This window comes from Eggerthella guodeyinii (genome assembly GCF_009834925.2).
Lineage (GTDB): Bacteria > Actinomycetota > Coriobacteriia > Coriobacteriales > Eggerthellaceae > Eggerthella > Eggerthella guodeyinii.
The window spans coordinates 3128543-3149384 of record NZ_CP063310.1; the positions used below are offsets into that span (position 1 = coordinate 3128543).

At 67.0% G+C, this 20842-nt stretch carries 17 protein-coding genes; 4 read left to right on the forward strand and 13 right to left on the reverse strand.

Going from position 1 to position 20842, the window contains the following annotated elements:
* Window positions 1-77: 77 nt before the first annotated feature.
* The 9 genes from GS424_RS13290 to GS424_RS13330 all read right to left on the reverse strand — a co-directional run bounded on the left by GS424_RS13290 (window position 78) and on the right by GS424_RS13330 (window position 13047).
* Complete coding sequence (locus GS424_RS13290) at window positions 78-2315, reverse strand: transglycosylase domain-containing protein (protein ID WP_244977552.1); 2238 nt, start codon at window positions 2313-2315, stop codon at window positions 78-80.
* A gap of 268 nt (window positions 2316-2583) precedes the next feature.
* Window positions 2584-3978 (reverse strand): argininosuccinate lyase, encoded by a 1395-nt coding sequence (gene argH / locus GS424_RS13295; protein ID WP_160942589.1) that lies wholly within the window; start codon window positions 3976-3978, stop codon window positions 2584-2586.
* Between the two features lie 9 nt (window positions 3979-3987).
* Window positions 3988-5376 (reverse strand): argininosuccinate synthase, encoded by a 1389-nt coding sequence (locus GS424_RS13300; RefSeq protein WP_160942588.1) that lies wholly within the window; start codon window positions 5374-5376, stop codon window positions 3988-3990.
* 220 nt (window positions 5377-5596) lie between these two features.
* The gene (locus GS424_RS13305) at window positions 5597-6025 is read right to left on the reverse strand and encodes an arginine repressor (RefSeq protein WP_009305040.1); all 429 of its coding nucleotides are present in this window, start codon (window positions 6023-6025) and stop codon (window positions 5597-5599) included.
* A gap of 204 nt (window positions 6026-6229) precedes the next feature.
* Window positions 6230-7507 carry an aminotransferase class III-fold pyridoxal phosphate-dependent enzyme gene (locus GS424_RS13310; RefSeq protein ID WP_160942587.1) on the reverse strand — a complete coding sequence of 426 codons (1278 nt, stop codon included), beginning with the start codon at window positions 7505-7507 and terminating at the stop codon, window positions 6230-6232.
* A gap of 22 nt (window positions 7508-7529) precedes the next feature.
* Window positions 7530-8516: an acetylglutamate kinase gene (argB, locus tag GS424_RS13315; RefSeq protein WP_154333671.1), complete on the reverse strand. Its 987-nt coding sequence runs from the start codon at window positions 8514-8516 to the stop codon at window positions 7530-7532.
* Window positions 8513-9775, reverse strand: coding sequence for a bifunctional glutamate N-acetyltransferase/amino-acid acetyltransferase ArgJ (gene argJ / locus GS424_RS13320; protein WP_160942586.1), 1263 nt, complete (start codon window positions 9773-9775; stop codon window positions 8513-8515). Before argJ ends, argB begins: the two co-directional genes overlap by 4 nt.
* Window positions 9776-9811: 36 nt before the next feature.
* On the reverse strand, window positions 9812-10876 hold the full coding sequence (gene argC, locus GS424_RS13325) for an N-acetyl-gamma-glutamyl-phosphate reductase (RefSeq protein ID WP_160942585.1): 1065 nt from the start codon (window positions 10874-10876) through the stop codon (window positions 9812-9814).
* 323 nt (window positions 10877-11199) lie between these two features.
* Window positions 11200-13047: a polysaccharide biosynthesis protein gene (locus GS424_RS13330; protein ID WP_160942584.1), complete on the reverse strand. Its 1848-nt coding sequence runs from the start codon at window positions 13045-13047 to the stop codon at window positions 11200-11202.
* 137 nt (window positions 13048-13184) lie between these two features.
* Between GS424_RS13330 and GS424_RS13335 the strand changes: the two genes are divergently transcribed.
* The 3 genes from GS424_RS13335 to GS424_RS13345 all read left to right on the forward strand — a co-directional run bounded on the left by GS424_RS13335 (window position 13185) and on the right by GS424_RS13345 (window position 15544).
* Window positions 13185-14468 carry a glutamate-cysteine ligase family protein gene (locus GS424_RS13335; RefSeq protein ID WP_160942583.1) on the forward strand — a complete coding sequence of 428 codons (1284 nt, stop codon included), beginning with the start codon at window positions 13185-13187 and terminating at the stop codon, window positions 14466-14468.
* A complete protein-coding gene (locus GS424_RS13340) occupies window positions 14465-14899 on the forward strand; it encodes an FKBP-type peptidyl-prolyl cis-trans isomerase (RefSeq protein ID WP_160942582.1) in 435 nt (144 codons plus the stop codon). The genes GS424_RS13335 and GS424_RS13340 overlap by 4 nt, the downstream gene beginning before the upstream one ends.
* A 216-nt stretch (window positions 14900-15115) precedes the next feature.
* Entirely contained in the window at window positions 15116-15544 is a 429-nt protein-coding gene (locus tag GS424_RS13345) for an FKBP-type peptidyl-prolyl cis-trans isomerase (RefSeq protein ID WP_154333666.1), read from the forward strand.
* Between the two features lie 130 nt (window positions 15545-15674).
* Here the strand turns inward: GS424_RS13345 and GS424_RS13350 are convergent, their stop codons facing one another.
* The 4 genes from GS424_RS13350 to GS424_RS13365 all read right to left on the reverse strand — a co-directional run bounded on the left by GS424_RS13350 (window position 15675) and on the right by GS424_RS13365 (window position 18845).
* Window positions 15675-15851 carry a hypothetical protein gene (locus tag GS424_RS13350; RefSeq protein WP_193666525.1) on the reverse strand — a complete coding sequence of 59 codons (177 nt, stop codon included), beginning with the start codon at window positions 15849-15851 and terminating at the stop codon, window positions 15675-15677.
* Between the two features lie 234 nt (window positions 15852-16085).
* Window positions 16086-16937 carry a hypothetical protein gene (locus GS424_RS13355; RefSeq protein WP_160942581.1) on the reverse strand — a complete coding sequence of 284 codons (852 nt, stop codon included), beginning with the start codon at window positions 16935-16937 and terminating at the stop codon, window positions 16086-16088.
* Entirely contained in the window at window positions 16924-17169 is a 246-nt protein-coding gene (locus GS424_RS13360; protein WP_160942580.1) for a hypothetical protein, read from the reverse strand. Before GS424_RS13360 ends, GS424_RS13355 begins: the two co-directional genes overlap by 14 nt.
* 191 nt (window positions 17170-17360) lie before the next feature.
* The gene (locus GS424_RS13365) at window positions 17361-18845 is read right to left on the reverse strand and encodes a LuxR C-terminal-related transcriptional regulator (RefSeq protein ID WP_244977553.1); all 1485 of its coding nucleotides are present in this window, start codon (window positions 18843-18845) and stop codon (window positions 17361-17363) included.
* A 299-nt stretch (window positions 18846-19144) separates the two neighbouring features.
* On the opposite strand from GS424_RS13365, the gene GS424_RS13370 reads away from it, so the two are divergent.
* Window positions 19145-20806 carry an FAD-dependent oxidoreductase gene (locus tag GS424_RS13370; RefSeq protein WP_160942579.1) on the forward strand — a complete coding sequence of 554 codons (1662 nt, stop codon included), beginning with the start codon at window positions 19145-19147 and terminating at the stop codon, window positions 20804-20806.
* Window positions 20807-20842: the final 36 nt, after the last annotated feature.

Sequence of the window (20842 nt, forward strand, 5' to 3'; positions counted from 1 at the left end):
GCTCTCTTGCATCGAATCATCGTTGAACTATCGTAGCGGTTCGCCCCGCCGCGCGCCGCGCATGCGGGGCGATCGTATCAGAACGGTTTCCGAGCCCACAAATCAAGAGACATCGAAACGGCGGCGGGCTTGGTGCCAGGGTCGGGATCAGGCGTTGGCGTCGGATCGGGGTCGGGTGTTGGTTCGGGATCGGGCGTCGGCGTCGGATCGGGGTCCGGGGTCGGCGTCGGAGTCGGATCGGGCGTCGGAGTCGTGCCATTGTCCGACGGCTTGTCCGTGTTCTTGTCCTGGGTGCCGTCGGACTTGTTGTCCGTTCCCTCGTTTTCGCTATCTTGAGTGCCGGTGCTCTTGTCAGACGAGCTCGAATACCCGCCGATATGATACGTCGCATCGGAAAAAGTCTTGTACGCCGGATCGGACGCCTGCGGGAACTCTTCCGTCGGCTGCCCGCTGAGCACGACGCCCATGAAGCTGCTGAACACATCGTCCGCACCGGTGCTCGTAGGAAGCGACACTTCGTTGTTCGGATCCCCGAACCAGATGGCAACCGACATCTGCGGCGTGATACCGCAGAACGTGATGTCCTTGTAGCTCTCGCTCGTACCCGTCTTCGCAGCAACCACCTGGCCGTTCGGCAAAGCCGCTTTCTGGCCCGTGCCCTCGGAGGTGTTCACGACGCTCTTCATGACCTCGGTGGCAGCGTGAGCAACCTCAGGCGAGATAACCTGCGTCGCATGCGTCTTCGAAAGCTCGGTGTCGGGCGTGGTGTTGTCGACGATCACCTCGCCCTTCGAATTCGTGATGGTGAGGATGGGCGTGGGATCGACGCGCACACCGCCGTTTGCGATGATCGCATACGCCGTCGCCATGTCGAGCATGGTCACGTTCTGCGTACCGAGCGTCAACGAAGCATTCGGCTCCAACGTCGAGGTGATCCCCATCTTCTTAGCCGTATCGACAACCTTATCGGCGCCAAGCGCCATTTCGAGACGCACAAAACCCGTGTTCGACGACACCGCGAACGCGCGCTGAATGGAGCGGGTGCCGTAATTGGTGTTGTTGATGTTCTCCAACGCCGGAATGGTCTTACCGTATTCGGTGTTGGGAATGGTTGCTGGCGAGGTGCAATCGATCATCGTCTGAGGGCTGATACCCGCTTCGAGCGCCGCGATGAGCGTGAACACCTTGAACGAGGAGCCGCAGGGGCGACCAGGCTTATCGACACCCCGCTCACCGGTAGCCAGGTTGTATTTCTCGGTCTCCCAATTGTCGCCGCCCACCATCGCCTTGATGTACCCCGTGTCGGGCTCGATGGCCACGAGCGCTCCGTTGATGGCGGACAGCTCGAAATCGGAATCGGCAAGGTTGTCGCGCTTCTCCCTCACGGCGGCTTCCGCGGCTTCCTGGGTGCTCACGTCGAGCGTCGTCTGGATGGTGAGGCCGCCCTTGAAGATCTCGTCCTCGGAGTAGCGGTAGTCGCCGTCCTCGTCCATGAGCAGGTCGCGCACGTAGCTTGCGAAGTACGGGTACTGCTCCAGGCCGTCCACCGTCGTTTCGGTGGGGTTGAGCACGATCTCCTCGGCCTGGGCCGCATCGTGCTCCTCCTGCGTGATGTAGCCGTTCGACAGCATGCGGTCGAGCACGAGGTTGCGACGGTTCAGGCAGTTGCTGCCATCGCCGTAAAAGGGGTTGTTGTACGTCGGCGACTGGGGGATGCCGATGAGCGTGGCCGCCTCGGCCAGCGTCAGCTCGCTCGCGTCCTTCGAGAAGTAGCGCTGCGACGCGGCCTGGATGCCGTAGGCACCCGAGCCGTAGTTGATGGTGTTGAGGTACATGAGCAGGATCTCGTCCTTGGAGTACTGCTCCTCCATCTTGACGGACAGGTACATCTCGCGCACCTTGCGCTTGAACGAGATGTCGGTCATCTCGTCGGCGAGGATGGTGTTGCGCACGTACTGCTGCGTGATGGTGGACGCGCCCTCCTTGCCCGAGCCGGTGAGGTTGACGTACACCGCGCGGGCGATGCCGGCGAGGTCGAACCCGCCGTGCTCGTAGAAGCGCTCGTCCTCGGTGGCCACCGTGCCTTCCAGCACGTAGTCGCTGATCTCGTCGAGCTCAACCGGGTCGCGGTACTCCACCTGGAAGCGCGCGAGCTGCGTGCCGTCGCTCGCCAGAACGACGGACGGCAGCGACGAATTGAGTTGGGTGGCGTCGGATACGTCGTAGTCCTCGAGGTCGCCGATCCACGACGAACCAAGGGCGTAGATGCCCGAACAGCCTGCAACGATCACGGCCAAAATAACCGTGAACACCATGAGAAAGCCGATGGACGGATGCTTTTTTTTGATCCCCGGCCGATTCTTTATCGAACGTGAAGCCACGTGTCACCTCCAAAAAAACTTCGCCCATTGTAACATCGGGTCGTTGCCACCCGTGAAAGAACATAAGTTTGTTGGAAAAAGGTCATAACGAGAAATGCCCGGTCGGAGGCTCAAAACTCCGTTGAAACGCACGGGACGCGCACCCTTCGGCACGCGCCCCGCTCCCTCGTACGCTCCCCTCGCGCGCTCCCTGCGCGTCGCTCTACCCCTCGAGCGCCGCCACGTCGGCCGCGAGCGCTTCCTGCGCGAGCGCCAGCTGCACGCGCACCGCCGCATGGCCGGTGCCGCCCTCGGTGGTGCGGGCGGCCACGATGCTCGCCACGTCGAGCGACGCGGTGATGTCCTCTTCGAACAGGTCGCTCTCGGCCTTGAAGTCGGTCAGCGTCAAATCGTCCAGGTCGCAGCCGCGTTGCTCGCACACGAGCACGAGGTGCCCCACCACCTCGTGGGCGCGCCTGAACGGCATCCCCTTCTTGGCCAGGTAGTCGGCCACGTCGGTGGCCGCCAGGTAGCCCTTTTTCGCCTGCGCCATCATGGCCTCGGGCACCACGCGCATCGTCTCGATCATGCCGGCCGCGCACACGAGGCAGTCCTCGAGCGTCTTGGCCGCGTCGATGGCGCCCTCCTTGTCCTCCTGGAGGTCCTTGTTGTACGCCAGCGGCAGCGCCTTCATGGTGACCAGCAGCGCCACGAGGTCGCCCACGACGCGGCCCGTCTTGCCGCGGATGAGCTCGGCGAAGTCGGGGTTCTTCTTCTGCGGCATGATGGACGATCCCGTGGAGAACGCGTCGGACAGCTCGATGAACGCGAACTCCGAGCTGGACCACAGCACGATCTCCTCGCACAGGCGCGACAGGTGCATGCACGACACGCTGCACGCGTACGACAGGTCGAGCAGGAAGTCGCGGTCGGACACGGCGTCGAGCGAGTTCGGGATGACGGTAGAGAAGCCGAGCTCCGCCGCCGTCATCTGCCGATCGAGCGGATACGTCGTGCCCGCGAGCGCCGCCGAGCCGAGCGGGCTCGCGTCGGCCGCCGTGCGCGCGGCGGCCAGGCGCTCGAAATCGCGCGTGAGCATCCACACGTAGGCCAGCATATGGTGCGAGAACAGCACCGGCTGGGCGTGCTGCATATGGGTGTAGCCGGGCAGGATGACGTCGAAGTGCGCCTCGGCCTGCGCGACGAGCGCGCTGCGCAGGGCCACGTTCGCCGCCATGAGATCGCTGCAGCGCTGCTTGGCGAACAGGCGCGTGTCGGTGGCAACCTGGTCGTTGCGGCTGCGGCCCGTGTGCAGGCGCGCCCCCGCGTCGCCGATGTCGGCGATGAGCGCGCGCTCCACGGACATGTGGATGTCCTCGTCGTTGATGTCGAACGCGAAATCGCCCGCCTCGATGCGCGCTTTCACGCGATCGAGCCCGTCGACGATGGCCGCGGCATCGGCGGGCTCGATGACGCCCGCCTTCGCCAGCATGCGCGCGTGCGCCTGCGACCCGGCGATATCCTGCGCGTACAGCGCCTGATCAACCGGCAGCGACGCCCCGAAGCGCTGGGTGAACTCGCTCACGTTCTCGGTGAACCTGCCCGACCACAAAGCCATGATATCCCCTTACGCCTTCTCGGGCGCGCCCTGCAGGGCCGCTTCCGCTTCTTCGATGAGGGAGGCCTGCGCCGCAACGGCCGCCTGGCCCACCGGCGTGACGTCCTCGTACTTGCCCCTCGTCAGCGGGCCGACCTTCTTCTGCGCGTCGAACAGCTCGGCCGGCGCGCCCTCCTGCCGACGGTTCGAGGCCCACGTCTTCGCCGACAGCGTCTGCAGCTGGATGAAGCCCTTGGCCGCCGCATGGTCGAACGAGTCGTCCTTGTCGTAGGTAGCCAGCGCGTAGTCGTACAGCGAGTAGGCGCTCTTCCGGCCCACCACCGTGCAGGAGCCCTTGTAGAACTTGAGCTTCACCGTGCCGGCCAGGCAGCGCTGCGTGGAGGCGAGGAACGCGTCGAGGGCCTCCTTGAGCGGCGAGAACCACTGGCCGTTGTACACGCACTTCGCCCACTCCTGCTCCATGCCCAGCTTGAAGTGCAGCACCTCGCGCTCGAGCACGAGGTCCTCGAGCGCCTTGTGCGCCTGGATCAGCGACAGCGCGCCCGGCACCTCGTAGCACTCGCGGCTCTTCACGCCCACGAGCCGGTTCTCGATCATGTCGATGCGTCCGTAGCCGTGCTTGCCGGCGATCTCGTTGAGCGCGTAGATGATGCCGAGGAAGCTCTTCTGGTTGCCGTCGATGGCGTACGGCAGGCCGCGCGCGAACTCGAGTTCCACGTACTGCGGCTCATCGGGCGCCTCGGTGGGGTCGGCCGTCATCGTGTAGATGTCCGAAGGCGGCTCCATCCAGGGGTCCTCGAGGATGCCGCACTCGATGGCCCGGCCCCACAGGTTGTCGTCGATGGAGTACGGCGACTTCTTCGTGGCCGGCACGTCGATACCGTGCGCGATGGCCCAGTCGATCTCCTCGGGACGAGTGTGCAGGTCCCATTCGCGCACCGGGGCGATAATCTCGATGTCCGGATCGAGCATGAGGATGCTCGCCTCGAAGCGCACCTGGTCGTTGCCCTTGCCCGTGCAGCCGTGCGCGATGTACTTCGCGCCGAACTTGTGCGCGGCGTCCACGAGGTGCTTGGAGATCAGCGGCCGGGACAGCGCGGACACGAGCGGGTACTTGTTCTCGTACATGGCGTTGGCCGCCAGCGCCTTGGACAGGTAGTCCTGGGCGAACACGTCGCGCATGTCCACGACCAGGCACTCCACGGCGCCGGTTTTCAACGCCTTCTGTTTGATCTTCTCGAGGCCCTCGTGCTCCTGCCCTACGTCGCCGACCACGGCGATGACGTCGAGGTTCTTCTCTTCCTGAAGCCACTTGATGCACACGGACGTGTCCAGTCCGCCGGAATACGCCAGTACCGCTTTGTCCTTCTGCTGGGTCTGCTGGGTCTGCTGAGTCATGGTAGGGTCCTTCCCCGTGTTTGGTTGGTATGGGATGCCCGGTCATGATGCGGCTACGCGAACCTTATACGGCGCATGCCGCACAGGTTACCATCGTGCGCACCACGGCTTTTCGTGGTGGCGAACGTCGGAGCCGGGCGGCTCGGACGCTGCTGCTTGTACTAAGCGTGGGGGTGAGTGCAGGGAGAAAAGCATCCCTGCCAAGAAATATAGTCGACGACTAGCGTCGTCGCAGTCGGTCGATGGCGCGCTCAACTTCGACGGCAGCCTCAGGGCTCTCCGCCGCGATCATGATCGTGTTGTCGCCAGCCACCGTGCCCAATGCACCGCGCAGGCTGGCCTTATCGAGCGCAGCAGAGACGCCGGCAGCTCCGCCGGAGAACGTCTTCACTACGACCATATTGCCTGCCACGTGCACCTCTTCAACCAATTCGGAAACCATCCGTTGGAGCCGCATTTCCTCGGGGAGAACGTAATAGCCCTCGCGGGACTTCACCAGGCCCATGTCCATGATGTCGCGGGAGATCGTGGCTTGAGTGCACTCGTACCCAGCGGCTTGCAGCTGATTAGCGAGATCGCGCTGCGTCTTGACATTATGTTCGCGAATGATGTCGCGAATGATGTCGTGCCGTTGTTGACGTTTCCTCATGCCCTCGATACTCTCTGTTCCCGTCCGAGAACGATCACATACGGTTCCGATCACAAGCACCTTCGCGGGGTATGCAGAATTGCGCAAGACCCGGCGAAAATATGCATTAAATAGTACCTCATCGGTGGGCGTTCCGTACCCAGAATTTCAAAAAGTGCAGAAAGATTTTCGGCGGAACGCCCCGCCGCGCGCTCGGCGTCGCCGTCAGGCGGCGGCCAGCAGCGCGCCGAGCTTCTCCACCAGCACGTCCACATCCTCCGTCGAGCACACGAGCGGCGGCAGGAAGCGCAGCGTGCGCGGACCCGTGTAGTTGAGCAGCAGGCCCGCATCGAGGCCGGCCAGCACCACGTCGGGAGCGCTCGCGTCCTCGGCGAGGTCCACGGCCACCATGAGCCCGAGGCCGCGCACCTCTTCCACCCGCGGCAGCGTCGCCAGCTGCGCGCGCAGGTAGGCGCCCACGCGCTCGGCGTTCTCGGCGGCGTTCTCGGCGGCAAGCGCCTTCACGGTGGCCTCCGCCGCCGCGACGGCCAGACAGCTGCCGCCGAACGTGGAACCGTGGTCGCCGGCGTCGAACGAGGCGGCCACCTGGGCGCGCGCCGCGCACATGCCCATGGGGAAGCCCGAGGCGATGCCCTTGGCGATGGTCACCACGTCGGGCGTGACGCCGAAGTGCTGGAACCCGAAGGGGTACGTGCCGCAGCGGTACATGCCGCACTGGATCTCGTCGCACATGAACAGCGCGCCGCGCTCCGCGGTGAGGCGGCGCACCGCGGCCAGGAACTCGGGGGTGCACGGATGCACGCCGCTCTCGCCCTGCACGCATTCCACCATGACGGCGCAGACGGCGTCGCCCTGGCTGGCGAACAACGCCTCGAGCGCCGCGACGTCGTTGAGGGGCGTGCGGATGAAGCCGTCGGGCAGGGGCTGGAACGCCTCCTGCTTGGCGGGCTGCGCCGTGGCGGCCAGCGTGGCCAGCGTGCGGCCGTGGAAGCTGGCGTCGAGCGTGACGATGACGCGCGGCGCGTTCAGCGAGGCGGCGTGCACGGCCTCCTCGTCGGCGCCGGCGGCCTCGGCCGCGGCCATCGCGCGCTTCTTGGCATGCAGGCGCGCCAGCTTGAAGGCGCACTCGTTCGCCTCGGCGCCCGAGTTGGAGAAGAAGCTCTGCCACGGCTCGCGCTCGTCATCGGCGACGCGCTCGTTCAGCAGGTCGGACACGAGCTTCGCCACCTCGCCGCGGTGCTCGATGTAGTAGTAGTTGCTCACGTGGACGAGCGTGCGCGCCTGCTCCTCGAGGGCCGACACGAGCGCCGGGTGGCAGTGGCCCAGGCTCACCGCGCCCACGCCCGAGACGAAGTCGAGGTACGTGCGCCCCTCCGCGTCCTCCACCTGCATGCCGCGCCCGCGCACGAGCTCCACCGGCTTGCGGGCGTACGTGCCCATGACGTAGGTGGATTCAAGCTGCCGTTCCTCGATGAAGCCCATGATCGTCCTTCTTTCGTTTCCCTTAGTAGCCCTTGGTGTTCGGCGTGGCGCCCGCGGCGTGCTGGCGGTTCTCCAGCAGCTTGGAGGCGAAGTTGCCCAGCGGGTGCGTGTCGAACGCGCAGGACTCCTCCGTCGAGTGCATCGTGGTGCCCACGCCGGTGCTGGTCAGAAGCTCCAGCAGCAGCGAGTGCGGCGTGATGCCGTTGATGATGTGGGCGCGGAACACGCCCGAATCCAGCGCGTGGATGCACGACTTCAGCTTCGGGATCATGCCGGTGGACACGATGTTGTTCTCCACCATGTACTGCGCCTCGAACAGCGTGAGATTCGAGATGAGCGAGTCCTTGTTCTCGAAGTTCTCGTACAGGCCGTCCACGTCGGTGAGGAACACCACCTTGTGCGCGCCGATGGCGGCCGCGATGTGGCCCGCCACCATGTCGGCGTTCACGTTGTAGAAGCCGCCGTCCTCGCCGAGCGCCACCGAGGCCACGACGGGGATGTAGTCGCCGGCCACGAGGTCGTCCAAAAGCGGGCTGTTGATGCGCGTGATGCGCCCCACGCGACCCAGGTCGGGGCTGGCCTGCTCGGCCACGATGACGCCCGCGTCGGCGCCGCTCACGCCCACGGCGAAGTTGCCGTGCTCGTTGAGCGCCTCGACGAGCTCCTGGTTCACCTTGCCCATGAGCACGGTGCGCACGAGGTCCATGGCCTCGGGCGTGGTGACGCGCTGGCCGTCCTTGAACTCCACGGGGAACTGCATGAGCTCCATGGCCTCGGTGATGGCCTTGCCGCCGCCGTGCACGATGACGGGGTTCACGCCGACGATCTTCAGCAGCACGATGTCGTTCATCACGTCGGCGCGCAGCTGCGCGTCCACCATGGCCGAGCCGCCGTACTTGATGACGACGGTTTTGCCGGTGATGTTCTTGATCCAGGGAAGCGCTTCGACGAGCACTTCCGCCGCTTTGTGCGATACGCCTTTCGGGCGCGTGTCCTTCGCGTACTTCATGAGCGATAGTCTCCGTTGATCGTGATGTATTCGTGCGTGAAATCGCACGTCCAAACCGTGGTTTCCGCCTCGCCTGCGCCGAGGTCGACGTCGATGACGATCTCGGGCTGCTCGAAACGGCGCAGCGCCTCGTCCTCGTCGAACGCCTGCGCGAGCCCGCCTCGGCACACGGGCAGGCCCATGATGTCGATGGACGCGTCTTCCTGCCTGAACGACGCTCCCGACTTGCCGATGGCCATGGCGATGCGGCCCCAGTTCGCGTCGTGGCCGCAGATGGCCGTCTTCACGAGCGGCGAGTTCGCCACGGCGCGGGCCGCGAGGTCGGCGTCCGCGTCGTTGGCGGCACCCGTCAGGTGCACGGTGACGAGGCGCGAGGCCCCTTCCCCGTCGGCCGCCATCATGCGGGCGAGCGTTTCGCAGACGCTCGTCAGCGCGGCCTCGAAGCGGGCGAAGGCCGGGCCGTCCGGGTCGAACGCGCCCGCGCCCGCCGGCGCCGCGTCGCCGCTGGCGAAGAGGAAGCAGGAATCGTTCGTGGACGTATCGGAGTCCACCGTCACCTTGTTGAAGCTGCGGCCCACGGCACGCACGAGGGCCTCGTGCAGCGCGTTCGGAGCCACCGGCGCGTCGGTGGTGAGGACGGAGATCATCGTGGCCATGTTCGGCATGATCATGCCCGAGCCCTTGGCCATGCCGCCCACCGTGAACGTGCAGCCGTCGTAGCCCACGCCGTCGCCCGAGAACGTGGCGGCGGCCTCCTTCGGGCACGTGTCGGTGGTCATGATGGCCCGCGCCGCGTCGGCTCCGCCGGCGGCCGACAGCAGCGACACCGCCGCCGGCAGGCCGGTTCCGAACGGGGCCAGGGGCAGCTGCACGCCGATGACGCCCGTCGAGGCGACGAGCACCTCGGAGGCAGGGCAGCCCACCGCGTCGCCCGCGATGCGCGCCGTCTCGCGGGCGGCCTCGAGCCCCGGCTCGCCCGTGGCGGCGTTCGCGTTGCCCGAGTTCACCACCACGGCGCGCGCGGTGCCGTAGCCCACGCCTTCGAGATGCTCGCGCGACACGGTGACGGGCGCCGAGCAGAACACGTTCTGCGTGAACACGGCCGCGCACGCGCACGGCTCGTCGGCGACCACGAGCGCGAGGTCGCGGCGCTCGGGGTCCTTGCGGAAGCCCGCGTGCACGCCGGTCGCGCGGAACCCGCGCGCCGCCGTCACGCCGTCACAGGCGGGGTGCGGTTCGGCGATCTGTTGGTCGGTCATAGCGGCTTCTTTCTCGTTGCGGACGGATGCGGCCCTTTACACCGGGACGGAGATCGGTTCGAGCCCGCGGGTCTGGGGCAGGCCCCGCACCGCGTTCGCGCATTGCACGGCCTGGCTGGCCGCGCCCTTGCCCAGGTTGTCGATCGCGCCCACGGCCACGAGCATGCGCGCCGTCGCGTTGACGGCGAGGCCCACGTGCGCGTAGTTCGTGCCCGCCACCGACGACGTCTTCGGCATGGTGCCGGACGGCAGCACGTGCACGAACGGGTCGTCCGCGTAGAACCGCCGGTACAGCTCGACGATCTCGCCCGCGTCGGCGGGGGCGTCGGGAGCGAGCGGCAGGTTCACGGTGGACAGCAGGCCGCGATTGAGCGGCGCGAGGTGCGGGGTGAACACGAGGCGGCCTTCGAGGCCGAGGATCTGCTCGATCTCGGGCGTGTGGCGGTGCGTGGCCACGCCGTACGCCTCGAGGTTCTCGTCGGCGAAGCAGAAGTGCGTGCGCGTCGACGCCTTCTTGCCGGCGCCCGTGACGCCCGAGATGGCATCGACGACCACGACGGCGTCGGGCCGCACGAGCCCGGCGCGGACGGCCGGCGCCGCCGCGAGCGACGTGGCCGTGGGATAGCAGCCGGCGCAGGCGACGAGCACGCCCTCGCCCGCCGCGCAGGCGGCGGCGACGCGCTCGAGATCGTCGGGAAACAGCTCGGGCAGGCCGAAGGCGGCGCGTTCGAGCAGGTCGACGGCCGTGTGCGGCGTGGCGTACCAGCGCTCGTAGACGGCGGGGTCCTTCAGGCGGAAGTCGGCCGACAGGTCGACGACCGTCGCGCCGCGCGCGACGAGCTGCGGCGCCATCGCGAGCGCCGCGGTGTGCGGCACCGCGAGGAACACGAGGTCGCACGCGTCGAGCGCGGGGTCGTCGTGCGTGGTGAAGGCGAGGTCGGTGGCTCCCGTGAAGCCGGGGTACTCCGCGGCCACGGGCGTGCCCGCCAGCTCGTTGGAGGTGACCACCTTGAGGTCGAAGTCGGGATGGCGCAACGCGAGCCTGGTCAACTCGATGCCGGCGAAACCGGCCGCTCCAACGATGCCTGTCGTGATCGCCATGTCGATCCCCTTCGTACCCGTCGTCCGCTGCGCGGACGCGACGTTCAAGCCGTTGCGTCGCCTCCGATTTGTGCGTATGCACAAAATTGAGGCGTTTTGAATGCTGGTGACCATCCTATGAAAGATGCGCGCGTTTGACAAGATTCGAACGCAAATTGGCGGCCCGCTCGGGCGCATCGTCGCCCGAAAAACACGGAAACGGGCCCTGAGGCGCGTTTTCGGGGCGCCGATGCGCGCGGCAGAGCGAGCGCGCGGCACCGTATCGCGCGGCGAGTCGAGGCGGGTTCGCCGGGCAGCGCGCAGGCGCCCGTCGGCTCTCTCCCCTACGCCTTGTTGGGGGTGTGGCAGTACGTGCAGACGGTTTTCTCCAGCACGTGCACGGCCTCTTCGTCGGTGAGGGTGAGCGCGGCCTCCAGCTCGTCGAGCTTCGCCGCCACCTCGTTGTAGCTGATCTCCTGGCCGGTGGAGATGAGGATGGAGTGGTTGTCGGTGGGCAGCGTGCTCTCCTCGTCCATGAGCAGCTCCTCGTACATCTTCTCGCCCTCGCGCAGGCCCGTGAACACGATCTTGATGTCGATGTCGGGCGTGAGGCCCTGCAGCTGGATGAGGCCCTTCGCCAAGTCGACGATCTTCACCGGCTCGCCCATGTCGAGGATGAATATCTCGCCGCCCTTCGCCATGCCGCCTGCCTGGATGACGAGGCGCGAAGCCTCGGGGATGGTCATGAAGAAGCGCTCGATCTCGGGATGGGTGACGGTGATGGGGCCGCCCGCGGCGATCTGGCGCTGGAACACGGGGATGACGCTGCCGTTCGAGCCCAGCACGTTGCCGAAGCGCACGGCCGAGAAGATGGTCTTCGACGTGCGCGCGTAGTACTGCATGACCATCTCGCCCATGCGCTTCGTGGCGCCCATGACGCTCGTGGGGTTCACGGCCTTGTCGGTGGAGATGAAGATGAAGCGCGCGGCCCCGTAGGCGTCGGCGGCGCGGACGGCGTTGAGCGTGCCGAACACGTTGTTGTGGAGCGCTTCGCGCGGGCACTGCTCCATGAGGGGCACGTGTTTGTGGGCGGCCGCGTGGAACACGGCGCCGGGCAGGTACTTCGCGAACACCTCGTTGATGCGCGCCTCGTCGCACACGTTGCCGATCTCGATGACCAGGTCGATGTCGTCGTACTCGGCCAGCAGCTCGTTGCGCAGCATGTAGGCGTCGTTCTCGTACATGTCGAAGATGACGATGCGCGCGGGCGCCACCTTGCACAGCTGGCGGCACAGCTCGCTGCCGATGGAGCCGCCGCCGCCCGTGACCAGCACGGTCTCGCCGGCGATGTAGCCCGACACGGCGCGCGTGTTGAGGATGATCTCCTCGCGGCCCAGCAGGTCGGCCACGTCGACGTCGCGCAGGCGCACGTCGCCGATCTCGTCGAGCGACAGCTCGCGCACGTTGGGCAGGGTGCGCAGCTTGCAGTCGGTCTTCGTGCACTCGCCGTAGATGCGCTTGCGCTCCTCGGGCGTGGAGGACGGGATGGCCACGACGATCTGGTCGATGTTGTAGCGGTCCACGAGCTCGACGATGTCGTTCGTGGTGCCGGCCACCTTCACGCCGTGGATGCGCGAGCCGCACTTCGTGGGATCGTCGTCGGTGGCCACGATGGGGATGCCCGGCATGAGGGGGTCCTTGGAGGCCATGCGGCCGATGGCCAGCGAGCCCGTCTCCCCCGCGCCCACCACGAGCGTGCGCGGGCGATCGCACGTGCGCTGCGTGGACGCCAGCACGCGCTTCTTCTGGCGCATGACGCGGAACACGAGGCGGATGCCGCCCATGAAGAATATGAGCATGAAGCACGAGACGAAGAACACGCGGATGGGAAGCCGCACGTCGATGATCCACAGGAACACGGCGCCCACCAGGGTGGACAGCACGACGGCCAGCACGATCTGGATGGCCTCGTCGACGCTGGCGTACTCCCAGAGGTTGTTGTACAGGTGGAACAGGCCGAGCACGGCCACGTTGATGAGCGCGAGGATGCCCAGCATGAAGTAGATCTCGTTGTTGACGAACACTTCACCCTCGACATCGGTGAGCAACGATGCAAGCCAGTAAGCGGCGTACGTCGCGACGATATCGAGCAGCAGCAGGATCGCTGTGCGTTTTGTGATGTGAGCGTCCAAACCGGGCCTCGTCTTCGAGTAGGGCAGCGAAACGATATGGATTTGCCGACATGCCGACATGCTCGGCGACCAAAGCGGTATTGTATACAAAGTAACGCACGATTGCATAGGACACGCAAAGTTCAGGAGCTTGCTACATGAATAAAACAGCCGCAACCGGGCAGTCGCAGCCCGCACGCGAGAGCAACATCAACGCCATCGTCAGCTACTTCGAAAGCGGCATCAAACCCTTCGGCGGCCCCGGCGAGCTGGGCATCGAGCTGGAGCAGATCGTCGTGCACGACGACCTGAGCCCCGTCTCCTACAGCGGCGAGCACGGCGTGGCGTGGGTGCTGCACCAGCTGGAGGCCGACTACCCGCGCACCACCACCGACGAGCACGGCGACCTTCTGGGCGTCGCCCGCCAAAGCGAGGCCGTCACCATCGAGCCCGCGGCGCAGATCGAGCTGTCCGCCGGCCCCTTCGCCGACCTCGCCACCGCGCGCGAGGCGTTCGACGGGTTCGCGCAGCGCCTCGCCTCCATCCTCGAGCCCGTGGGCGAGCGGGCGCTGCCGGTGGGCTACCACCCCACGGCCACGGCGCGCTCGCTCGAGCTCATCCCGAAGCGCCGCTACCAGTTCATGAACCTGTACCTGGGCGAGCGCGACACATACGGCCCCTGCATGATGCGCGGCAGCGCGTCGACGCAGGTGTCCATCGACTACACGAGCACGGCCGACTGCCTGCGCAAGCTGCGGCTGGCGTTCGCGCTCGTGCCGGTGTTGTCGCTGATCAGCGACAACACGCCCACCTTCGAGGGCAAGCCGCGCGAGCATCAGCTGGTGCGCACGGACATCTGGCAGCACGTGGACAACGACCGCTGCGGCCTCGTCCCCGACGTGCTGGACCCCGCGTTCGACCTGCGCCGCTACGCGGAGTACATCCTCGACACGGTGGCCATCCTCATCCCCTGCCACAAGGAGCAGTGGTGCTACTCCGACCGCACGTTCGGCGACATCTACGCCACGCGCACGATGACGCGCGCCGAGGTGGAGCATGCGGTGTCCATGTTCTTCACGGACGTTCGCCTGAAAACCTACATCGAGATCCGCCCGGCTGACGCCATGCCCATCCCCTACGTCATCGCCTACGCGGCGCTCATCAAGGGACTGTTCTACGCGCCCGAGAGCCTCGACGCGCTCGACGAGCTGTTCGCCGACGTGCGGCGCGCCGACTACCTGGCCGCCCAGGGCGACCTCATGGCGCGCGGCTACGAGGCCGAGGTGTACGGCAAGCCCGCGGCCGCGCTGTGCGACCGCGTGATGGAGATCGCCCAGCACGGGCTGGCGGACGACGAGCGGGAATTCCTGGAGCCGCTCGCCGACCTCGTCGCGCGGCGCGTGACGCTGGCCGACCTCGCGGAGCGGGGCGAGCAGGCGTGAGCAACGAGAACCGCATGGTGAAGGTGGCCTACCGCGGCTACTTCGACGACGGCTCCACGTTCATCGAGCAGATCGAGCAGCCCATCGAGTACCCCTGCGTCGAAGGATGGATGCCGCCGGTGTTCATCGAGACGGTGCGGGACATGGCGGTGGGCGAGACGCGGTGCGCGCACGTGGGCGCGAACGAGGCGTGGGAGGAGCACACCGACGAACGCGTGATCAGGGTGGAGCGCGCGAAGATACCCGCCGACGTCAAGCTCGTGGTGGGCGAGCTGGTGAACCTCGAGCAGCCCGACGGGCAGACGTTCCCCGCGCGCCTCGTCGAGCTCGACGACGAGCTTGCCGTGTTCGACATGAACGACGAGGCCATCGCGAAGGCCCTCAACTTCGAGATCACGCTGCTCGACGTGTACGACCTGCCGGATCGCTAGACAAGCGCGAGCGCGCAGGAACGCGTCTCCGCTCCCGAAGCGCGTCGCGCGCGCTGCGGCGCGTCTGGGGAGCGGAGACGCCCGGCGGTGCAAGCGGGCGGTACAGCAGGGGTTACGGACTTATGGCGACTTGGAGCAAGTTTGCCGCGCGAACCGGAAAGCCTGAGGCCCTCGGGTAGACTGTGGAGCATTGCATTCTCTCGAAAGGAGCTCTTCATGAGCAACGAAGGCAAGAAGGTCAAGGTCCACTACACGGGCACGCTCGATGATGGCTCGAAGTTCGACTCCTCGGTCGACCGCGGCGAACCCATCGAGTTCACCTGCATGGCCGGCCAGATGATCCCCGGCTTCGATACGGCCGTGAAGGACATGGCCCAGGGCGACACCAAGACCGTGCACATCCCCGCCGCCGAAGCGTACGGCGAGCGCGATGAGGCCATGGTGCAGCAGGTTCCCGTCGACCAGATCCCGAACGGCGACCAGCTTCCCGTCGGCCAGACGGTGTACATGATGGGCCCGGGCGGCCAGCCCTTCCCCGTGTTCGTGCGCTCCATCGAGGACGGCATCGCCACCTTCGACATGAACCACGAGCTGGCGGGCAAGGACCTCAACTTCGAGATCACGCTCGTCGAGGTTGCCGACTAACCGCGACGCACCACCCGATATCCACGAGAAGAGGCGCCTGCGGGGCGCCTCTTCTCGTTCTCGCCCGCCGGACGCCTTCATCACGCGCCCCGGGGCACGGCGAGCGGACGGGCGACGGGGGACGGCGAGGTCAGCGCGATGCGGGAATAGCATCGCGCTCGATGAGCCCGCACAGCGCGCTGCTGGCCCTCTCGCCGTCGACGCCGAGCCGCTCGAGCCGCTTCGCGAGCTTGAGGCAATACGCCAGATCGTCGAGCGGGAGCGCGGCCATAGCCGACACCGCCTGGTCGTTCAAGGTGTTCATCATGACAACCTCCTCCTTTCCTGATCGCATCCCCAGCATACCGGGATGCGGCGGCACGGGGTTTGGTCGCTCTTACAATCCGCATCGGGCCCCGTTGTAACATCCCACAACGACGAAGGGACGGCCGAGAGGACCGGGGAGGGATCGAGGAGAGGGCGACCGGGGACGGCCGTGGCGGCCGCGGGGCGACCGTGGGCGGCTAGGGGCGACCGTGGAGCGGCCGAGGGACGGAAGCCCTCAGCCCTTCCCCAGGCGCTCCGCCACGTCGAGCAGCCGCAACCAGAGCGCCCGCCGGCTCCGGTCGTTGAGCTGCGCGACGCACGCCGCCAGCCGATCACGGTAGTCGAGCGCGAACCGGTCGGGCTCCGCGAGCCCGTACGCCCTCGCCCGCCACTGCCGCTCGTCGGCCGCCGAGCGCGGCGCGCCCGTCGACGACCCGCAGGCGGCGCCCCCGGCGGGCGCGCCTTCCTCCACCAGGCGGCGCGCCTTCTCCTCGGCCTGGCGCGCGCAGACGCGCTCGTACTCGAACCCGAGGTACGTCATCTCCCAGAACGCCGAGGCCAGCACGAGGTAGCGCTCCCGACAGCACCACGGGCCGCCGAGCCACACCCGGCAGGCGAGCGTGCGCTCCCAAGGGTCGAGCGTGTAGGCGCGCGGGCGGGGCCCCTCCCCCTCCCCGACCGGATCGGCGTCGGGCGCGCGCCCGCGTGCCGCAGCATCGTCGCGCTCGACCGCCCGGCGCGCGCACGGCGCGTCGTCGAGCGCGACGAGCGCGGCGGACACGCGCCGCTCGATCAACCCGCTGCGTGCATGCAGCACGAACGCCTCGTCCGGCAGCAGCAGGGTTCCCCGGGCGCGCTTCTTGTCGAGCGGCAGGCCGCGCATCGTGGCGATCGTGGCCGACAGGCGCTTCTCCACCGCGCGTCGCCTCTTCGCGGGAAGCTCATCCCAATCGCCGACACGCGCCGCATGCTCCTCGACGATCGCGCGGATGAGCAGCCGCTCGTCGCAGCAGCGCAGCAGCGTTTGCAGCGGAGGGATCTGCTTGACGGTGAGCGCCTCTCGCTCCCAGGCGCTACCATCCGACATGGCCGACCTCCTCCAGAAGCGCGAACGCGTCGGCGCACGGCATGACCGCGGCGCAGCGCGCGGGGCGCTCGGGCACCGCCGCGGCTTCGACCTCGTCGTCGAGCAGGGGGACGCTGTCCGGAACCTCCTCCCCCGGCCATTCCGGTGCGACGACGCGGCACAGCGGCAGCGCCTCGATGAGCACGAGCGATGCGGGATAGGCGCACGACGATCGTTCTCCGAATGCAGGCATGGTACGACACCTCGTTCCCGTTCCAAGGGCGTGGGGAGGATGCTCGATCCTGCAAGCGTGGTACGGACGGCGTGGAACACCGCTGTCATCTATGGGCTGCCCGGCCTATGAGGAGGCATCGGTTTCAGCGCTTGCACTGGTTCTTTCGTTTGACAACAGTATACCATATGATGCGAACATTTGTTTGTAATTTATTCGAATAATCCAAGCGCATCGGTCAGCTCGTCGCGCGAGTGGATATCGAGCTTGCGGTAGATATGGCGGATGTGGGTTTTGGCCGTGCCGTTCGCGATGAACAGCTCGCGCTCGATGGACCCGACGGTCTTGTGCTGCGCCAGCAACAGCAGCACCTCCTCCTCGCGCGGCGACAGCCCGTGCGTGCGCGCCAGCTCCTGGCACCGGTTCGCCAGCTCCTGCTTCTTCACGATGGCCCGGTCGCCCGCCGCGCCCTCCTCGCCCAGGAACGACACGCCCCACCGGCTGGACAGCTCCTTCTCCGAGAACAGGATCATCGTAGCCGCCACCACGAGGATGACCACGAGCCCGCTGACGACGGCCTGCGACCCGGCAAGCCCGAACACCGGCGCGCCCAGCAGCTGCTCGGCCTGCCGCCCGAACAGGGTGAACAGCGCGCGCACGCCGCGCTCGATGCCGAACAGCCACACGGCCGACATGCCGTAGCGATAGCACAGGTTCGCCATGATGAGCATGATGAGGATGGAGAACGCCGTGTACGAGGCGCTCGTGCAGAAATCGGACGCGGCCTGCCCCAGCACGCCCACGTTCGGCAGGATAAGGAACGCCGCCACCATGAGCGGCAGCGCGATGCGGTAGATCACGCCGAAGTCGAACTTGCCGCCGCGCGCGATGACGCCCGCGAACACGATGCCGGCAACCGCCAGCGTGCCGAACGCCGAGTGCGGCCCGAACGTCGACTGGTACATCGACGACTCCTTCAGCCCGTACGCGAACGCGTAGATGGCCATGAGCAGCACGATCTTCCACGGGAAGGAGAACTTGGACGGCTCGGGCTGCGGAAGCTCGTCCGGCGGCAGCGAGCGGAATCCCGCCGCGCAGGTGGTGAGCGACAGGAGGGGCAGCACGAGCACGATGGCTCCCAGCCACGGCAGCAGCAGCCCGCGGCAGCCGTAGATGATGAGCGCGGCCACGATCATGGACGCCGAGTAGTACAGCGCCACGCGGAACGGGTTGAGGCAGCCGTACAGCTCCGACCACAGCAAGATGACGAGCGCGATGCCGAAGCCGCCCAGCAGCACCGCCGGCACGGCGAGCGCATCCGCCCATCCGGGAACCCAGATCGACGCGAACATGCCCAGCGTGGACGCCGTCAGCGACGCGCCCGCCACCACGTACACCGGGCGCTTGCCGAACAGGGGGCCGAGGCGCTTCGCGCAGGCGGCGCAGACGAACATCGTGGCGATCATCACGAGGTCGAACGCGTCGTGGCCCGCGACGGCGGCCGCGGGGAACTCGACGAACGAGCCCACGAACACGATCTCGATCCACGCGCGGTACACGCCCAGCCCGAGGAAGAACAGCGGGATGGACGGCAGCCACGGCAGCAGCGGACCCGGCGGACGCACGCCCGTCGCATCGTCGAGCGCATCGCGGTCCTCGGATGCGGCCTCTTCCTCTACCCTTCCGTCGTTCACCATAGCACCCCCAGCACGAAGCCGAAGCGCGGCCCGCGGCGCGCCCCTCCCCAGCGTTTCCGTGGCCCCATTGTAGCGAAACCGGCGCGCCCTGCCCAGCGCGCCCCGGGCGATATCGGGGTTAATCCCTCGCATAGTGCCTGATCATCGATGGGATGATGCCTAAGGATGATGAAAATAATCCCCGTTTCCCCGCCTGTGGACGAACGACAAGCGCGCATCGGCGGGCTATGGTGCGCATCGAGGGGTTCGCCACCGCCGGACGGGGCGAACGCGAAGGACCATCACGCTAGGAGGGCATCATGCACGAGCACACCAACGGAATCAGCAGGCGCGATCTGTTCAAGTTCGGAGGCCTCGCGGCCGCGGGCGTCGTCGGCGCCGGGGCGCTGGCATCCTGCGCGCCGCAGGGATCGGGCACCGCGGGATCGGCCAGCGCTGCGGGCACGACCGACGAGGCCACCACGGCCGCCGGCCACCTGCGCACCGGCATGCCGAGCTTCCTCGCCGCGCCCGAGGCCGTCGCCGACGGCGACATCAAGGAGACGAAGGACTTCGACGTCGTGGTCATCGGCGCCGGCGCGTCGGGCGTGCCGGCCGCGCTGTCCGCCTTCGAGGCGGGCGCGAAGGTGGCGCTGCTGCAGAAGGAGTCCCAGGCCATCGCGCAGGGCAACTCGGGCAGCGGCATCGACCTGGCCACGAGCGACCCCGCCGACATCGCCAACCTCGTGTCGCAGCTCATCGCCGACAGCCAGCATCGCCCCAACCGCGAGCTCGTGGAGCTGTGGGCGCAGAACTCCGGCGAGGCCGTGAAGTGGGTCATCGAGAAGTCGCTCGAAGGCGGCGCACAGGTGATCGACCAGGGCAACCAGCAGCATATGCCCCTCATCAACAAGCATGGCTACCAGATCAACTTCATCACCTCGTTCTTCGGGCCCAAGCCCTACAACACCGGCGACGGCATGCGCGCGCTGGCCGCCACCGCCGAGAAGGAGGGCGTGGAGATATTCTACTCCACCCCCGCCGAGCAGCTCGTCACGGGCGACGGCGGCAAGGTGACCGGCGTCATCGCGAAGGGCAAGGACGGCTACGTGCGGTTCAACGCCTCGAAGGGCGTGATCGTGGCGTGCGGCGACTACCAGAACGACGAGGAGATGCTGCACTACTACCAGCCCGACATGACGAACTTCGAGCCCAAGCAGACGAACAAGACCGGCGACGGCCACAAGATGGTGGTGTGGGCCGGCGGCAAGATCGAGGACCTCGCGCACACGAAGATGCTCCACGACTTCGACGCGGGCCCGGCCTCCATGTGCGACATGCCGTTTTTGGCCGTGAAGATGAACGGCAAGCGCTTCGCCAGCGAGACGGTGGAGATGTCGCTCATGAACTGCTACCTGCGCAGCATTGAGGATTCCGGCCATTACTGCCAGGTGTTCGACAGCAACTATATGACCGCGGCGGCCGAGTGGCCCGGCAAGCTGGTGGACCCCGAGGCGCTCAAGGTGTACATGCCCGAGGAGGACGTCGAGCGCGAAGGCGTGTTTGAGGGCCAGATCAACACGTTCAAGGCCGACACGTTGGAAGGGCTGGCCGACAAGCTGGAAATCACCGACAAGGCCGCGTTCGTCGAGAGCGTGAAGCGCTACAACGAGCTGGTCGCCGCCGGCAAGGACGAGGACTTCGGCAAGCCCGCGAACTACCTGATCCCCGTGGACACCCCGCCCTTCTACGGCATCCATCGCCACGTGCGCATGAGCGCCATCTGCTCGGGCGTGGACGTGAACGCGAACCACGAGTGCCTTACCCCGGAAGGCGAGGTCATCGAGAACCTGTACGCCATCGGCAACTGCTCGGGCAACTTCTACGGCGGCATCGACTACCCGCTGACCGTGTTCGGCCTGTCGCTGGGCCGCTGCTACACCGAGGGCTACGTCATCGGCCGCATGGTGGCTGAGAAGTAGCAGGCGCGAGGCCGCGAACAACCCGCGCGGGAGAGC

What these genes read in the sequence shown, in the direction of transcription:
- GS424_RS13305 (WP_009305040.1), bottom strand. Translation starts at nt 6,025, where the DNA reads ATGAGGAAACGTCAACAACGGCACGACATCATTCGCGACATCATTCGC.
- GS424_RS13300 (WP_160942588.1), bottom strand. Translation starts at nt 5,376, where the DNA reads ATGACTCAGCAGACCCAGCAGACCCAGCAGAAGGACAAAGCGGTACTG.
- GS424_RS13365 (WP_244977553.1), bottom strand. Translation starts at nt 18,845, where the DNA reads ATGGTGAACGACGGAAGGGTAGAGGAAGAGGCCGCATCCGAGGACCGC.
- GS424_RS13345 (WP_154333666.1), top strand. Translation starts at nt 15,116, where the DNA reads ATGAGCAACGAAGGCAAGAAGGTCAAGGTCCACTACACGGGCACGCTC.
- argB (WP_154333671.1), bottom strand. Translation starts at nt 8,516, where the DNA reads ATGAAGTACGCGAAGGACACGCGCCCGAAAGGCGTATCGCACAAAGCG.
- argH (WP_160942589.1), bottom strand. Translation starts at nt 3,978, where the DNA reads ATGGCTTTGTGGTCGGGCAGGTTCACCGAGAACGTGAGCGAGTTCACC.
- GS424_RS13350 (WP_193666525.1), bottom strand. Translation starts at nt 15,851, where the DNA reads ATGATGAACACCTTGAACGACCAGGCGGTGTCGGCTATGGCCGCGCTC.
- GS424_RS13370 (WP_160942579.1), top strand. Translation starts at nt 19,145, where the DNA reads ATGCACGAGCACACCAACGGAATCAGCAGGCGCGATCTGTTCAAGTTC.
- GS424_RS13360 (WP_160942580.1), bottom strand. Translation starts at nt 17,169, where the DNA reads ATGCCTGCATTCGGAGAACGATCGTCGTGCGCCTATCCCGCATCGCTC.
- GS424_RS13355 (WP_160942581.1), bottom strand. Translation starts at nt 16,937, where the DNA reads ATGTCGGATGGTAGCGCCTGGGAGCGAGAGGCGCTCACCGTCAAGCAG.
- GS424_RS13335 (WP_160942583.1), top strand. Translation starts at nt 13,185, where the DNA reads ATGAATAAAACAGCCGCAACCGGGCAGTCGCAGCCCGCACGCGAGAGC.
- GS424_RS13290 (WP_244977552.1), bottom strand. Translation starts at nt 2,315, where the DNA reads ATGGTGTTCACGGTTATTTTGGCCGTGATCGTTGCAGGCTGTTCGGGC.
- argC (WP_160942585.1), bottom strand. Translation starts at nt 10,876, where the DNA reads ATGGCGATCACGACAGGCATCGTTGGAGCGGCCGGTTTCGCCGGCATC.
- GS424_RS13310 (WP_160942587.1), bottom strand. Translation starts at nt 7,507, where the DNA reads ATGGGCTTCATCGAGGAACGGCAGCTTGAATCCACCTACGTCATGGGC.
- argJ (WP_160942586.1), bottom strand. Translation starts at nt 9,775, where the DNA reads ATGACCGACCAACAGATCGCCGAACCGCACCCCGCCTGTGACGGCGTG.